Origin of the sequence: Corynebacterium tuberculostearicum (genome assembly GCF_022347235.1) — a bacterium.
Taxonomy (GTDB): Bacteria; Actinomycetota; Actinomycetes; order Mycobacteriales; family Mycobacteriaceae; genus Corynebacterium; species Corynebacterium tuberculostearicum_F.
Window position 1 is genome coordinate 62240 of the sequence record NZ_JAKRDX010000006.1, and the last position, 15541, is coordinate 77780.

At 57.9% G+C, this 15541-nt stretch carries 14 protein-coding genes; 9 read left to right on the top strand and 5 right to left on the bottom strand.

Annotated elements, in window-relative coordinates; genetic code table 11:
• The first annotated feature begins 14 nt into the window (after positions 1–14).
• The 3 genes from murJ (at position 15) to MHK09_RS04810 (ending at position 5074) form a co-directional block, all read left to right on the top strand.
• Entirely contained in the window at positions 15–3443 is a 3429-nt protein-coding gene (murJ, locus tag MHK09_RS04800) for a murein biosynthesis integral membrane protein MurJ (protein ID WP_250412832.1), read from the top strand.
• A gap of 236 nt (positions 3444–3679) precedes the next feature.
• Positions 3680–4390, top strand: coding sequence for an IS6 family transposase (locus MHK09_RS04805; protein ID WP_250412834.1), 711 nt, complete (start codon positions 3680–3682; stop codon positions 4388–4390).
• Positions 4391–4570: 180 nt separating this feature from the next.
• Positions 4571–5074 carry a hypothetical protein gene (locus tag MHK09_RS04810; protein ID WP_239193706.1) on the top strand — a complete coding sequence of 168 codons (504 nt, stop codon included), beginning with the start codon at positions 4571–4573 and terminating at the stop codon, positions 5072–5074.
• A 179-nt stretch (positions 5075–5253) separates the two neighbouring features.
• On the opposite strand, the gene MHK09_RS04815 is transcribed toward MHK09_RS04810, so the two are convergent.
• Entirely contained in the window at positions 5254–5964 is a 711-nt protein-coding gene (locus MHK09_RS04815; protein ID WP_250412835.1) for an ASCH domain-containing protein, read from the bottom strand.
• A gap of 346 nt (positions 5965–6310) precedes the next feature.
• Here MHK09_RS04815 and MHK09_RS04820 point away from each other — a divergent pair, with 346 nt between their 5' ends.
• On the top strand, positions 6311–6808 hold the full coding sequence (locus MHK09_RS04820) for an alpha-amylase inhibitor (protein ID WP_250412837.1): 498 nt from the start codon (positions 6311–6313) through the stop codon (positions 6806–6808).
• A 904-nt stretch (positions 6809–7712) separates the two neighbouring features.
• Here the strand turns inward: MHK09_RS04820 and MHK09_RS04825 are convergent.
• The 4 genes from MHK09_RS04825 to MHK09_RS04840 form a co-directional block, all read right to left on the bottom strand.
• Positions 7713–8027, bottom strand: a complete 315-nt coding sequence (locus MHK09_RS04825; RefSeq protein ID WP_174232238.1) for an NIPSNAP family protein — start codon at positions 8025–8027, stop codon at positions 7713–7715.
• A gap of 99 nt (positions 8028–8126) precedes the next feature.
• Positions 8127–8456, bottom strand: a complete 330-nt coding sequence (locus MHK09_RS04830; protein WP_250412839.1) for a DMT family transporter — start codon at positions 8454–8456, stop codon at positions 8127–8129.
• The gene (locus MHK09_RS04835) at positions 8453–8812 is read right to left on the bottom strand and encodes a DMT family transporter (protein ID WP_003849971.1); all 360 of its coding nucleotides are present in this window, start codon (positions 8810–8812) and stop codon (positions 8453–8455) included. Before MHK09_RS04835 ends, MHK09_RS04830 begins: the two co-directional genes overlap by 4 nt.
• Positions 8809–9354: a TetR/AcrR family transcriptional regulator gene (locus MHK09_RS04840; protein WP_034666346.1), complete on the bottom strand. Its 546-nt coding sequence runs from the start codon at positions 9352–9354 to the stop codon at positions 8809–8811. Before MHK09_RS04840 ends, MHK09_RS04835 begins: the two co-directional genes overlap by 4 nt.
• Before the next feature lie 416 nt (positions 9355–9770).
• On the opposite strand from MHK09_RS04840, the gene pepN reads away from it, so the two are divergent.
• From pepN to MHK09_RS04865, 5 genes are all read left to right on the top strand, one after another.
• Positions 9771–12296 carry an aminopeptidase N gene (gene pepN, locus MHK09_RS04845; RefSeq protein WP_250412841.1) on the top strand — a complete coding sequence of 842 codons (2526 nt, stop codon included), beginning with the start codon at positions 9771–9773 and terminating at the stop codon, positions 12294–12296.
• Positions 12297–12378: 82 nt separating this feature from the next.
• Entirely contained in the window at positions 12379–12927 is a 549-nt protein-coding gene (locus MHK09_RS04850) for an RNA polymerase sigma factor (RefSeq protein WP_250412842.1), read from the top strand.
• 84 nt (positions 12928–13011) lie between these two features.
• Positions 13012–13938: a thioredoxin-disulfide reductase gene (trxB, locus tag MHK09_RS04855; protein ID WP_250412843.1), complete on the top strand. Its 927-nt coding sequence runs from the start codon at positions 13012–13014 to the stop codon at positions 13936–13938.
• 6 nt (positions 13939–13944) lie between these two features.
• Complete coding sequence (trxA, locus tag MHK09_RS04860; RefSeq protein ID WP_005326021.1) at positions 13945–14268, top strand: thioredoxin; 324 nt, start codon at positions 13945–13947, stop codon at positions 14266–14268.
• Between the two features lie 87 nt (positions 14269–14355).
• Positions 14356–15537: an N-acetylmuramoyl-L-alanine amidase gene (locus tag MHK09_RS04865; RefSeq protein WP_250412844.1), complete on the top strand. Its 1182-nt coding sequence runs from the start codon at positions 14356–14358 to the stop codon at positions 15535–15537.
• The last annotated feature ends 4 nt before the right edge of the window (positions 15538–15541 follow it).

Here is a 15541-nt window from a genome sequence, read left to right on the forward strand (position 1 = left end):
AAGTTGTATCCTCTATGACTGATAAGACTGGCCGCGAGGCCGAACACGTGGAGAAGTCACCTGCGGGTGTAGTTGACCCGAAGGATGCCGCCGCGCCGGCAGAGCACCCCGCCCCGGCGGGTGCCCGCGGCCGCATCGTCCAGGCCTCTCCTCCCGCTCCGGTGCCAGAAAAGCGCCCCACCCCAGCGGTGAAGGACACCACCGTTCCTCCTGAGGAAGATAAGTCCGCGCTCACTGGACGTAACGCGGACAACGAATCATCCAATCAGGATGTCATCCGCGCAACAGGCACGATGGCCATCGCGACGCTGCTATCCCGCATCACTGGTTTCTTGCGCCAGATGCTTATCGGTGCCACGCTCGGCGCCACGGTGGGCACCGCGTTTAGTAGCGCCAACCAGATCCCGAACCTCGTCACCGAGATCGTTTTGGGTGCGGTGCTGACCTCTCTGGTTGTGCCCGTCCTCGTGCGGGCCGAAAAGGAAGACACGGACCGCGGCGAGACCTTTGTCCGGCGGCTATTTACCCTGGCCTTTTCCATCCTGGGCATAGTTACCATCGCCTCAGTGGTGCTCGCACCCTTCTTAACCAGGATGATGCTGCCGGAAGATTCCAAGGCCAATGCCGTACAGGCAACTTCCTTGGCCTTCTTGCTGCTGCCGCAGATTCTTTTCTACGGCCTCTTCGCCCTTTTCCAGGCCGTCCTCAATACCAAGAATATCTTTGGTCCGGGCGCCTGGGCGCCGGTGATCAATAACTTCATCTCCATTGGTGTGCTGCTGGCTTATCGCTTCCTGCCAGGCGAGCTCGACCCGCATGATCCCACGCCAGTAGCCGACCCACACGTCATGCTCTTGGGCTTGGGCACCACCACAGCGGTGATGGTGCAGTGCCTCATCCTATTGCCGTATCTGAAAAAGGCCGGCATTAACCTGCGCCCCAAGTGGGGCCTTGATGCCCGCATCAAGCAATTCGGCGGCATGGCACTGGCCATCATTACCTATGTGGCCATCTCCCAGCTGGGCTACGTGGTCACCTCCCGCGTGGCCGCCTATGCGGATGCCGGCGCACCGCTGGTCTATCAGAATGCCTGGCTCATGCTGCAGGTGCCTTATGGCGTAATCGGCGTAACGCTGCTGACCGCCATCATGCCGCGCCTGTCCCGCAACGCCGCCGACGGCGATGTAGATGCCGTGGTCCGCGATCTCACCCTGGGCTCCAAGCTGACCTTCATCGCGCTTATCCCCATCGTCATCTTCATGAGCGGCTTCGGCGTTCCTATCGCCCGCGCCCTCTTCCAATACGGTGCCTACGGCGCCGAGAGCGCCGAGCAGCTTGGCCTGACCATCAGCTTCTCCGCCTTCACACTCATCCCGTATGCCTTGGTGCTGCTGCACCTGCGCGTGTTCTATGCCCGCGAGGAAGCCTGGACGCCTACCTTCATCATCGCCGGCATCACGCTGACCAAGATCGTCCTCACGCTCTTGGCACCATTGATGACGTCCAACCCGGACCGCGTGGTGATTTTGCTCGGTACGGCCAATGGTTTCGGCTTCGTCTCCGGTGCGGTCATTGGCGGCTTCCTGCTCAAGCGCAAGCTCGGCAGCCTCGGCGGCAAGGCCGTCACGCAGACCGTGCTGTGGGCTTCCGGTGCCGGCCTGGTGGGCTTGGTCGTCTCCTGGGTGCTGTACTGGGGCGTGAATTTCCTCCTCCCGGAGAATCTGCCGTCCATCGTCTCGCTGATCAAGGTCGCGGTGCTCGGCATCATCTTCCTCATCGCCACCGGCTTGGTGCTGTCCAAGTCCTCCTTGCCGGAGGTGCAGAATTTGGCCCGCGCCCTGCAGCGCATCCCGGGCATGTCCCGCTTCATCAAGGTCGATTCCTCCAAGGCCATCGAGCTGGAGGAGCCCGACGTACCGGAAATTCGACCGGTATTCTCCCAGGACGCCTTCAACGCCACCCTGGTGCCGCCGCCGATGTCCGCCGGTATCGTCCGCGGACCACGCCTCGTGCCGGGTGCCCCGGTATCGGATGGTCGCTTCCGCCTGCTCCAAGATCACGGTGCGGTCACTGGTGCACAATTCTGGCAAGCACGCGAGCAGGCCACCGGTCGCCTGGTCGCCTTGACGTTCGTCGATACCAATAGCTTGGCGCCAATTGCGCCGGCAACACCGGGAATCGCGGCGCGCCGCTCCGCGGAGATCTCGCGCAATACCCGCCGCCTTGCCGAGCTGGAGCTCGATACCGTGGCGGATAATATCCAAGTTCTGTCTTATCGCACGGGCTGCCTGGTAGTGGCGGATTGGTTTGAGGGCACCTCCCTTAAGCAGGTGGCTGAGGCCGATAACCTCGATCCCCATTCCGTGGCTCGTGCTACTGCACCGCTTTTTGCTGACGCCGCCGCTGCCCACGATGCCGGCCTCATCCTCGGCGTGGAACACCGCGATCGTTTCCGCGTCTCTACCGACGGTGTGGTCAAGGTTGCCTTCCCCGCCGTGCTGGACGGCACCTCCGCCGCTACCGACCGCGAGGCTCTAAGCTCCGCCCTGGAGCTGCTCGTAGAGTCCACGGAGCCTTCGCCGAAGAAGCTGCGCGATATTTCTGAGGACGCCAACCTTCCCGCGGACGAGGCCGCCCAGCGCGTCGAAGATGCGCACTACGGACTCGATAGTGCTGATGAGGACAGCCGCGAGGAAAAGATGGAGGAGCTGCAAGAGGCACAGGCGCTAACCTTGGCCGGCATCGCCCAGCGCCTGCGCGACTTCGCTCCGGAAGAGCCAGAAGAAGCACCTGAGGCCCTGCCGGTGAAGGCACAGGTAGAACCGGATCAAGAGGATGACCCGGCGCAAGAACCCGGCTTTGGCGGCCGCGGTTATTCCGGTTCCGGCGTCATCGTCATCGGCATCTTCGCCACCATCTTCGTCGTAGCAATGGCCGCGCTCACCACCTGGATCATGTCCTTGCTCAGCAATGTGGAGGCATCCAACCCGGTCAGCGAGACCATCCATGGCAGCACGGGCATTCCGGATACCCCGCCGGTGCGTCTCCAGCCTTCCTCTGCGGTTACCGTCCCTGATAACAAGGACTATGCAGCGCTTATCGACGGCAAAACGGCCACCACCTGGTCCACCGAAGAGGAGGACACCGGCGTCCTCGTCACCTTGGATACGCCAACGCACCTTGCGGTACTGCCGGTGGTGCAGTCCAACTCCACTGGGGCAAAGTACGCCGTCTATGGCGTAAATCAGGACAGCTTCAATCCGGAAAACCCACAAGCTGGCTCCCTGCACCAACTGGCCAGGGGCAAGTTCAAAAACGGCAAGGAAGATATCGAGCTGGAGGAAACCACCGAGCAGTTCGACGGCCTCCTCCTCATGATCACCGAGCTGCCCAAGTCCGATAAGGCAACCATCGCAGACATTGGTCTCGTCGGGCAGCCCTAGGCACAACCCACACGGCCGAATCGAGGACACGACCCTCGATTCGGCCTTCTTTTTTAAGATTTTCCGCATTAACAACTCTTTGACCTGCACGTTCAAAAATTATTTACTTCACGTGTTGACTATTTAGAAGTGGTACTTACACTGTGGGGCGTAACGCACACAACAGCCTTAGGAGTATTCATGGTGCTGTTGCAAAGTTGGGGCAGTAGAAAGACCGGCGTGAAATAATCAGAGCCATGGGCATCTTCTCCGGTCGGCATTTCCCCCGTGACATCATCCTGTGGGCGGTGCGGTGGTACTGCCGCTACGGCGTGAGCTACCGCGACCTCGAAGAAATGATGACCGAGCGGGGTGCGCCAGTCGATCACACCACGATCTACCGCTGGGTGCAGAAATACGCCCCTGAGCTGGATAAGCACACTCGCTGGTACCGGCAGGTACCCGACTGGCAGGCCCGGTCCTGGCGGGTGGATGAGACCTATATCCGGGTCGGCGGCACGTGGTGCTATCTCTACCGGGCTATTACCGCCGGTGGGCAGACCTTAGACTTCTACCTCTCACCAAAACGGAATGTGGCTGCGGCCAAGCGTTTCCTGGCCAAGACGCTGCGATCGAATACGACAGCCGGGTCCCCGCGGGTCATCAACACCGACAAGGCACCAGCTCTGGCCAAGGCAATATCCGAGCTGAAGGCGGAGGGAATCTGCCCTCAGATGGTGGAGCACCGGCAGGTGAAATACCTGAACAACGTTCTCGAGGGAGATCATGGCCGACTTAAAAGAATCCTGGGACCGAAGGGGGCGTTCAAAAACCGAATTTCCGCCTACCGGACGTTGAAAGGGATGGAAGCGATGCATTCATTACGGAAAGGTCAGGGCACGATGTTTGCTTATGGGCACCCCAATCCGGACGCGGTGATCGTCAACCGGGTCTTCGAGACGGCCTGAGAACGCCGGCACGCAGCGGCCATCAGGAAATGAGAAACTGGGTCGTCTCGGCTCTCCGCCCAACTTTGCAACAGCACCCAACGTAACGACCCTTGGACAGACGCCTTCAGGTGAGTGGAGTTTCCAAAGCAATCGTTACACTTGTAATTATGGAGTTTGCCTCTATTAAGGTGTGGTGCGTTGGAAGCTGATGTGTGGGCTCGGGGGTTAACCGAGGCCGAGACGGTCGATGACGTCCGCTTGAATCTTGCGAGAATTGGTGTTTTTTCAAAAACAGAACTCGTCAACATACCATTACTCAGTTTGACTACGCTCACTGAGCGCTATATTTCTGTTTCAGCTAAAGAGCAAGAGCAGACTGATGATATTTATCAGAATTTGCTCGTGAAGCAGACCGACGAGTTTGGCGAAGCGATAAAAAGATTGAGCGCGGATCCTTATTCTTTCGTGTTTTCAGTGCTCAACCAGCCCGACAGAGTTACGGGTGAGTTTGCGGCGGCGCTGCAGTTGAGGTCAACGAAACGTATTGGAAAGATGACTGCGCAGATTTGGGCCGGTATGTTTTGCCAAGCCGGGATAGAACACCTTCTCCATACTGGGGAAAACTGGAAAGCGCATCCTCTCGCCGCAGTCTTTGGGAGTTCCCCTAGGACTACTTACTTGCCTGTCCATAAGCACCGATGACCGTCTGACTGTTCATCAACTACGTAGGTTGATTCTGAAATCTGAAGTGTCCCGGGTTTTGTTCTGTTTGAGTACACCCAAGCGCCACAATCTGCACCGTTCGCCATGGATTGCCCCAGCCTTTTGCTGTAGTTTCTACTGCTTCTACAGAAAGCAAACACGCTTTGAGCTCGTTCGAGTTACTGGAGCTTGAACCCTACGACGTCTACTTCGTCATCGGCAGCTAATCCGGGATAGTGAGTATCTAGCGCTTCCTGAAGCTCGGAAAGAGAGCCAAAACCGTCATTTCTAGCTTGCTTTTCCGACAATTCACTTCGCTGGGTAGAGACAACGGACGTAACCTGTGCCGGAATAGTGACGACCTCTCCGGATTCTTTCTCGAAGACAATTTGGGCACTTCCTTCATGGAAGGGATCATCTACCCGGATGGTTTGTTGCTTTTCTCCGCTACGAATTGATTCCTCGTAGCCTTCCCACATGTAGATGTGCTGCTCTTGTTCCATATTTCGCCAGTTGAATGCGAATGGCAAGAGTTCTTCTACGGTAGGTGCTTCAAGTCCATTGCTTCCGCGCACGATGCACCGGATGGACGGATCAACATCAAAAAGCACCTGGCGGCATTTACCGCAGGGAGGAATAATTTGACCAGTAGGTCCGTATACGGCGGCTACTGCTTGGATTGGGTCCTCTGGATAACTAGCAGCATGGTTGGCTAAAGCCGAGATCTCCCCGCAAGGACCACCGAGGAAATGGTGCGCGTTCAAACCGAGTACGTGTTTTCCTGATTTGGTAAGGAGCGCTGCGGCTACAGTGTGGTCTTCTCCGTCTTGAAAACGCTGTGCATGGGTAGTTGCTTTGGCCAGTAAATTTCGAAGTTCGTTAGTAATCACTCTTTAAGGGTAATAAATGCTAACGCGCTTGATCTATACGAAGACAGAGATCGGAAACACTAGGGTTTTTGAGATGTACCAATCGCTTACAAAGCAAGACAGGACCATACGAGGACGTTGAGTGGATAGAGCGTGCCGCACCCCTATATTTAAGGATGTGGAATCGCCTACCCCTCCGGGTTAGAACCCGCTAGATCCACTTCGCAATCGGGCACAGCGGTTCGGGCCCGTATTTTGCTGCTGGTACACGGGGTCCATTTTATTGGGGGGATCGAATTCATATACTTGTGCGTTGTCGGATAGACACCAAGCAAAATGTAATTCTAAAGTACACTTCTCCGCTATAGTGGAGTTACATTCTCGACCTCCTGCCAACAGCGATGGCGGGAAGATTGGTGGTAGTAAATTGCGCACTTCCATTCTCTCCACTGTGGTGGCAACTCTCCTGACTGTTTGTGCTTCCCCAGCTGCGTTTGCAACTGAATATAGTCCTAAAGCGGAAGAAAATCCTTACTCAATTTTAGAGCTATCCCAAGGAGAATCTGTTTCAGTTCCTCATGGATATGACATCGGTTTTGTAGAAGAAAAGCCATCTTTTGCTCTGATGGCTCGTTCTGCCAATACCGCTCCATCCTGCATCCAGGCGAGGGTGGAAAAACTTGCTGTCCAGGTTTATAACAACTGCGAGTCCGATATGAGAGTCAAAGTTATTATGACCGCTGACACGTCTCCTATTTTGGGGGCTAAAGACAGTGCCTGTAACACGATTGCTCCAGGTACCAGGTCAAATGTTAGATGGATCATCCGCGGAAACGAGAAAATAGATAGGGTAGAACTTTGCTAAGAAATATTTCTAAAACCTCCAGGTGGATTATTTCCATTCCTGTTGCTTTTTCACTACTGTTCGTTAGCCCAGCTCCAGCTTTTTCGGCTGTGCAAAAAAATGATCAGGGCATGATCACCGTGAAGTGCCACGTGGTGAAGCATGAACCGGGAAACCCAGTAGTAGGGTATGTTTACGGCAATCATCCGAAAGATCTTACAAAAGCGGAGAAAAATGCGGATTCGTTCACGAACTTATTCGGAGACAATGTGCATAAAAGACACTGCTACCCTCAGTCTAGGTATACAAATTCTGGAGCTTTCACTGTAGACGGCGATCCGATTTAATATGTCGGGCGAAACTCTTCTTTTTACAACTTACTTCCTCGCTCGAGAGTCTGACCTTGAACAATTCCATAAACAGTATTTAAAAAGAGTGGATAAGGCTCGAGAGATAACACAGATACTCTATGTAACTGACGAAATTACACATGGGGGAGATGAAGTAATTCGCGAAGTCATGATGCAAGATTTCCGTAGGGATATGCGAGACTTTGGAACTTACCCATTTGATGAATCTGAATGGGGTTTGTATAGCCTTTCATGTGTGGCTAAAGACGTTGACGAGCCCGCGATGGAAGGGGCTGGTGTCTCTCGGCTATGGCGTGATTTGGCATTAGGTGAAGAGACAGTACCTAGGGAATTTACCAGTCATGTAAAAGCCGTTAATGTGTCGAGCGATGGCAGAGGGTTCCCTCTGGGATCTATTTGTGCTTGATTGTGATCCGGAAATTCACCGGAATATCCATATGATAAATGCCGTCACCTCTTGATTAAGGCAGAGGGTGTATCAGTGCGGTACACCCATCTGTACGCGCTGACCTGCGGCGTTGTGGGTTGTGCCGAGCGTGCTGCCGGAGTCCCTTTCAGTGTCCCTGGGGTAGGAGCGGCCGCATGAAGGTGCGCTCGTACCGCAGGACGCACTCGGACTCGTCTCGAATCCGGTCAGCGGCGATGAAGTCCGAGTGGGTGCCGAACAAGGTGCGGTACTGCTCGTAGGCAGCCAGGCTGGGGAAGCTGAACAGGGATTCCGCACGGTCACTCACACCTTCCGCGGGTAGGTAGTACCCGTGGTGGGTGCCGCCGTGTTCGTCGACATGCCGCATCCAAGCGCGGGCGAACTGTTCAAAGGCTGCGATCTGGTCGGGGTCGATGGTGTAGTGGACGACACAGGTGATCACATCCACAACGCTAGGCCCACAGGCGCTCATTGGGGAGCCTTTGTCTGTGCGCCTCGTGGTGCAGCACACCAATCTGCCTGGTTTACCTGCGGAAATGCGTCAGTTCGCCAAGTTGGCGCCGAGTTCAACGGTGAGAACTCCGACGGCGATGAAGAGGATGCCGAGGGCCATGGTTCGGGTGAGGGGTTCGTGGAAGATGACCCGGGCGAGGATCGCGGTGAGAGCTACGCCGGATGCTGCCCAGATGCCGTAGGCGACGCCAAGGGCCATGCCGTCGGCCAAGGCGAGACTTAAGGCGACGAACGCCACGAGATACCCCGCGATGACGCCGATGAACCATTTCTTCACCCGGCCACCGTCGGAGGCTCGTAGCGACATGGTCGCGACGACTTCGGACAAGATGGCGCCTGCGAGGAAGATCCATCTCATGAGTTGACTCCTGCTTCCTGGGCTGCGGTTTGCTGAGCTTTCTGGGAGCCGAGTTCGACGGTGAGGACACCGCTGATGATCGCAACCATTCCAAGACCCATCACAGCGGTCAGAGGTTCACCGAAAATCGCGGCGGATAGCACGGCGGCGAGCACGACCCCGCTGGCTCCCCAGATGCCATAGGCGACGCCGATCTGCATTCCTTCGCGCAGGCAGAAGGTGAGGAAGACGAAAGCGCCGATGTATCCGGCAGCAACCACGATGTACCAGGATGGGTGATTGAGCGCCGCCTTGAGAGACAGCGTCGCCGCCACTTCGGTAGTGATGGCACCAGCGAGCAGGAACCACTGCTTCATGGGGTTGTTCCTTCGATCAGGGAGCGAATGCTGGAGACGACGGCTTCGAGATCCGCGCCGTGGAGGGTGGACACACCTGTGGCCTGGGCGCCCCAGAGTCCGTCGGCGGCGAGTCGGGCGGTGGTCAGCCTGGCTCGGGTGGCGGCGTCGAGATCGTCCGGGAGTTCGAGCCAGCGGCCCATCCGCGTAGTCCACGGTTCGGTGAGTTCGGGCCGATACGTCGCTTGGCCCCAGATGATGAACTCGGCGCGCTTGGCGGCCCCGTGGGCGGCGACGTGAACGTAGCTCAGGAGCCGCTCGGTGGCGTTGGCGTTCTCGAGGGGCTTGCCAAGGGTGGCAGTCATGTCGTTCTCGACGTTGGCCGCAGCGTGGTCGACGATCGCGGCGAGCAGTACGTCGCGGTTGCGGAAGTGATATAGCAATCCCGGTTTGGTGAGCCCGGCCTCGTGGGCCACTGCGTCAAGGGTAATGTCGCCACCCTCCGCTGCGTTCATGACGCGGAGGGCAGCTTCCAGGATCTCGGAGCGCTGACTGGTTCGCATATAGCTAACTTTACCATTTGGTAGGTGAAGCCTTCAACTGCGGGCGCTGGTAGGGGCACCTGGGGTACACCCTATTGTTACGCCGCTTTGGAGCAGAATGTTTCCTGTAAATAGGGCCGTTCCTAGCATTGTTTTACACGCGTCTAGTGGGGTCTAGGCCTTATGTTTACAGAAAGTGGTGAGTGTGGTGTTATCGTCTGACGGTTTCCATAGGTTGCATCCCTCAGTGTGGTGTGACGCTTGCTGATGGTCACTGACATCTTGCGCCACTTGAAGAGTGTGAGACGGCAAAAACTAATCCAACTGGTCCACAGCGAGGTCCCAATACCCGCTGGGTAGTTTGCCTCTAAAAGGCAGCGGAGCTTAGGACCCCAACCCCGCACCCTGCGTGACGGCGGTAACTATAGTGCGTAGATATGACCGCACCACAAGACAAGACGCAGCACGAGTTGCTCCAAGAACGCGCAGCGGCGGTGGACCTGCGCGCCTATCACCTCCACCTCGATCTCTCGGAGGTACTCGATAGCCCCACCTACCGCGTGACTACCCGCCTCGAGCTCACCAGCAATGAGCCCGAGCTTTTCCTGGATTACCTAGGCGAATCCGTCGCGGAGGTCAAGGTCAATGGCACCCCGCAGGAAGTGGACTTTGATGGCAGCATCATCCGGCTGCACGGCCTGCCGGTAGGCGAGGAGCTCGCCATCGAAGTCACCGGCCACTCCCGCTATTCGCGCACCGGCCAGGGCCTGCATCGGATGCACGATCAAGCCGATGACGCGACCTACCTGTATTCACACCTCGAGCCTTCCGACGCCCGCCGCATCTTCCCCTGCCTAGAACAGCCGGATCTCAAGGCCGTCTTCCACGTGCGCATGACCGCACCGAAAAAGTGGCAGATCCTTTCCAACCAACCGGAAGTCGAACGCAGCGAGGAAGGCGAGCTCGCGACCGTTACCTTCGCGCCGACCCCGCCGCTGTCGACGTACCTGACTTCTTTTGCGGCAGGCCCTTACCAGTATCAAGAGCGCACGTGGACTGCCCCGGATGGCAGCCACTCGGCACAGTTACGCGCCTTTGCGCGCGCATCCATGTTTGAGCACCTGGACGAGGAAATCCTAGAACTTACCGCCCAAGGCATGGACTTTTTCCACCAGAACTTTGGCTATCCCTATCCGTGGGGCAAGTACGATTCCATCTTTGTACCCGAATACAACCTCGGCGCTATGGAAAATCCCGGCCTGGTGACGTTTACGGAGAACTACATCTTCCGCTCCCGCGCTACCCGCGCGCAGCATGCCGGCCGTGCAAATACCATCCTGCACGAGATGTCCCATATGTGGTTCGGTGATCTGGTCACTCCGCAGTGGTGGGATGATCTATGGCTTAAGGAATCTTTCGCGGAGTTCATGGGCGCGGATTCTTCCGTCCACGGCACCGACTACGCCGAGGCCTGGGCCAATTTTGCCGGCGCCCGTAAGAACTGGGCCTACCTGCAGGATCAGCTGCCCACCACGCACCCCATCAAGGCGGAGATCCCGGACGTGGATGCCGCACGCCAGAACTTCGATGGCATCACCTATGCCAAGGGAGCGGCGGTGCTCAAACAGCTGGTGCACTACGTCGGCCGCGATAATTTCTACGCCGGTGCGCGCGACTACTTCCAGGAGCACGCCTTTGCCGCCGCCACCTTTGATGACCTCCTGCAGGCGCTCAAGAAGCACACGGACCGCGATCTTGATGCCTGGTCGCAGGCCTGGCTGCGCACCTGGGGCCCGGATACCCTCACTCCGGAGTTGCACACCGAAGGCGAGAAGATTGCAGAGCTGGCCATCATTGCAGACGCCGAGGACGTCACCCGACCGCACCGCCTGACCGCTTCGCTCTTTGATGCGTCCCTGCACAAGTATCGCGAGATCGACATCGATCTCCCCACCGGCGATGGCACCACCCGCACCATCATCGATGAAGCGGCCGGCCTTCCGGCCCCGGCATTGCTGCTGCTTAACGACGCCGACCATACCTACGCCAAGATCCGCTTCGACGAGACCTCCCTAGACACAGCGAGTGAGCGCCTGACCGACATCGAGGATGAATTGACCCGCGCGGTAATCTGGACCGCCCTGTGGAACCTCACCCGCGATGGGGAAATGTCGGCGATTGACTATGTGGGGGTCGTCGTCAAGCACGAAGCCTACGAGACCAACACGACGCTGCTGGCTGCTGCCTGCGCCAATGCCAACTTTGCGATTGCCCACTATGTTGCAGACGCCGACCGCGAGCAGGTCCGCACCGACTATGCCGAGGCGATCTGGGGCCACCTGGACGAGGCCGAACCAGCCTCGGACGCCCAGCTTGTGCTCGCTCGCGCCGCCATCCGCGCCCTCGCCGCAACGCCGGAGGAATCAGGTACCGCGCGCCTTAAGGCCCTGCTCTCCGGTGGCATTGCCGGCCTTCGCGTGGACCCCGAAATCCGCTGGTCGATCTTGCGCGCCCTCGCGGCCCGCAATGCCGTAACCCCGGCCGAGCTCGAAGAGGAAAAGCAGCGCGATAATACGCTGACCGGCGCTACCGAATTCCTCGGCGCCAGCCACGCCTTCCCCACGCCGGAGACCAAGCGCTCCGCGTTCGATAAGGCACTTACGCCCGGCGCATATTCCAATGCCGAGGTGGACGCACTGGTCGCCGGTTTCAATGCCCCGCGCTCAGCTAGCCTGCAGGAGGCCTTTGCGGAGGAGTTCTTCTCCCGCGTGGAAGACATCTGGGCCGCGCACCCGATTGAGATTGCTAACCGCCTCATCCGCGGCTTCTACCCGGAGTTGCCGATGGCCGATGCCGCCACCACGCGCCTGCTGCACCGAAAGCTGCCAGGAGCGCTGCGCCGTATCCTGCTGGAATGCCGCGATAACCTGCGGCGCACCCTCCGCGTGCGGGCTGGTCAATAAACTGTACAGCCTAGCGCTCGCGCCCTAGTTCCCCTCGGGTCACACTGTGTATAACAGTTGTTGATCCGGGGGGAATCTACATATGACGCTCAGTCATGACCGCAGTGACGAAGAACTAGTTGATGCTTTTATTGAGGGGGACAATAAGGCCTTTTCCGCCATCGTGGAACGCCACCGCACGCGGCTGACCACGGTAGCGCGGCGCTACACCAGAAACGATCACGATGCCCAAGATGTGGTCCAGGAAGCCTTCCTGCGCGCCAGCTGCAACCTGCACTCCTATCGCCGCGAGTCTGCGCTTTCGACCTGGCTGCACCGGCTGGTGAAAAATTCTGGCTATGACTACTTGAACCACCGTTCTAACAGGGAAAATGCTTCATTAGATGCGGAGGACTTCGACGACGATCGCAATCCGCTACTCGCGCATAATCCTTCCGAAAACCTAGCGGAGCAGCTGGCGGTGCGCGAGGCCATGCAGCTGCTGCGCGAGGATCAACGCGAAGCGCTGGTGCTTACCGACGTCGCCGGGTTCCGCGTAGGCGAAGTTGCCACCGCCCAAGGGGTAAAGCCCGGCACCATCAAATCCCGCCGCGCCCGAGCGAGGGAAGTCCTTCGCGCCGCCATGGGGTGAGTTTGCTAATACCGACGTTTGTCAGCGCGGCGGGTAGACTCAGGGCGTTACGCGAAACCACACTCTGATTTAAGGGAGTTAGCAATGACCGTCCACGATGTTGCCATCGTAGGTTCCGGCCCTGCCGGTTACACCGCCGCGCTGTACGCGGCACGCGCCGAGCTCAACCCGATTGTCTTCGAGGGCTTCGAGTACGGCGGCGAGCTTATGAATACCACCGAGGTAGAAAACTACCCCGGCTTCCAAAAGGGCATCATGGGCCCAGAACTCATGGAAGAAATGCGCGCCCAGGCCATCCGCTTCGGTGCGGATCTCCGCATGGAGGTCGTTGACTCCGTAGAGCTAGAAGGCGAAATTAAAAAGCTGCACGTCGGCGACGAGCTCTTTGAGGCCCGCACCGTTATCCTCGCCACCGGTGCCGCCCCGCGCCACCTCGGCGTTCCCGGTGAGGAAGAACTCTCCGGCCGCGGTGTATCCACCTGCGCTACCTGCGATGGCTTCTTCTTCAAGGGCCACAATATTGCCGTTATCGGCGGCGGCGACTCCGCCATGGAGGAGGCTACCTTCCTCACCAAGTTCGCGGACTCTGTCACCATTGTGAACCGCTCCGAGAACTTCCGCGCCTCCAAGATCATGCTGGAGCGCGCCCAGGCCAACGAAAAGATCAAGTGGGAGACCAATAAGGTCGTCGAAGAAGTTATTGAAGCCGATGGCAAGGTCGGCGGACTCAAACTCAAGGACGTCACCAACGGCGAGATTTCCACTTTGGATGTCACTGCCATGTTCGTAGCAATTGGCCATGATCCGCGCTCTTCCTTCCTCAATGATCAGGTCAAGCTCAATGACAACGGCTATGTTGTAGTTGAACAACCCACCACCAAGACCTCCCTGCCAGGCGTTTTCGCCTGCGGTGACTTGGTGGATGACCACTACCAGCAGGCAATTACCGCGGCCGGCTCCGGTTGCCGTGCGGCAATTGATGCGGAACATTTCCTCGCAGAAAACCGTTAATTCAGTATGAGCAACGTCAAGAAAGTAACCACCGATACGTTCCGTAAGGACGTCATCGAGTCCGATAAGCCCGTCATCGTCGACTTCTGGGCCGAGTGGTGTGGCCCGTGCAAGAAGCTTTCCCCCATCCTGGAAGAGGTAGCGGAGGAGTTGGACGGCCAAGTCACCGTCGCCAAGGTTAACGTCGATGAAGAGCGCAACCTAGGCGCCATGTTCCAGATCATGTCCATCCCCAATGTGCTGATTTTCAACCACGGCGAGAAGGTAGACGAATTTGTGGGTCTGCGTTCTAAAGATGACATCGTGGCGCAAGTGAAAAAGCAGCTTTAACTGTTAATCTAATTCCTATTAGATTAAGCGTGTAGAAATTCTGGAATGCGGCCCTAACTAAAGCGGGCTGTGAAAGGGGTATAAGGCGTGAATCGCGTTCTTCGAGTCGGCGATACAAGCGTGCGTGTAGCTGAGGCTCGCGCTACCTTGGCCCGGCTCGGCCTCTTGTCAGATTTCAAGGGGGAACTTTCTGCTTGGAAGAAGCAGAAGTACTCCGAGAGCGACAAGAGCTTTGATGCCAATTTGTCTGAGGTCCTCAAGGCCTTCCAGCAATCCCGCGGTATCGTGCCCACGGGCGAAATCGACGATCTCACCCTGCGCGAACTGCGCCAAGCCTCATACACGCTCGGCAGCCGCGTCCTTAGCTACGAGCCTGCGAATGAGCTGGTGGGTGACGATATCTCGCAGCTCCAGCAACAACTGCAAGAGCTCGGCTTCTACCAGCAGCGGGTAGACGGCCACTTCGGTACTAATACCCACGCGGCACTGAAGGAATATCAGCACAACTGCGGCCTGCAAGAAGATGGTGTGTGCGGCCCCGCCACCATCCGCGCCCTTGGGCTGCTTGGCCGCCGCATCACCGGCGGCTCCGCGCACAATATCCAAGAGCGTGAGCGCGTCCGCAACGCCGGCCCAAAGCTGGCGGGCAAGCGCGTTGTCATCGACCCTGCCCTAAGCGGCGGCGACGCCGGCCAGCTGGTCAAGGGTCGCTTCGGTGATATTTCCGAGCAGGAAATCCTGTGGGACCTCACCCAGCGCATCGAGGGGCGCATGATTGCCGCAGGCATGGAGACCATCATCTCCCGTCCTCGGACCTCCGATGCGGACGTCAAGTCCCGCGCCGAACTGGCTAACGCCTTCGATGCGGACATGGTCATTTCCCTAGCCTGCGATTCCTACCCCAATGAGAAGGCCAATGGTGTTGCCACCTTCTACTTCGGTTCCGAATCCGGCAACTCCTCACTCATTGGTGAGACCCTTTCCGGTTTCATCCAGCGCGAGATTGTCGCGCGCACTGAGCTGCTGGACTGCGGCAACCACGGCCGCACCTGGGACCTGCTGCGCTTGACCCAGATGCCGGTCATCCAGATCGTACTGGGCTACCTGACCAACCCAGAAGACATAAAAATCCTCACCAACCCGTCCCGCCGCGATGACATTGCGGAAGCGATCGTGATTGCCGTAAAGCGCATGTACCTCATGGAGCAGGACACCGCCGTAACCGGCGCCTATAAGTTCTCCGAGCTGCTCCAGGCCGAACAGTCCTAGGCCT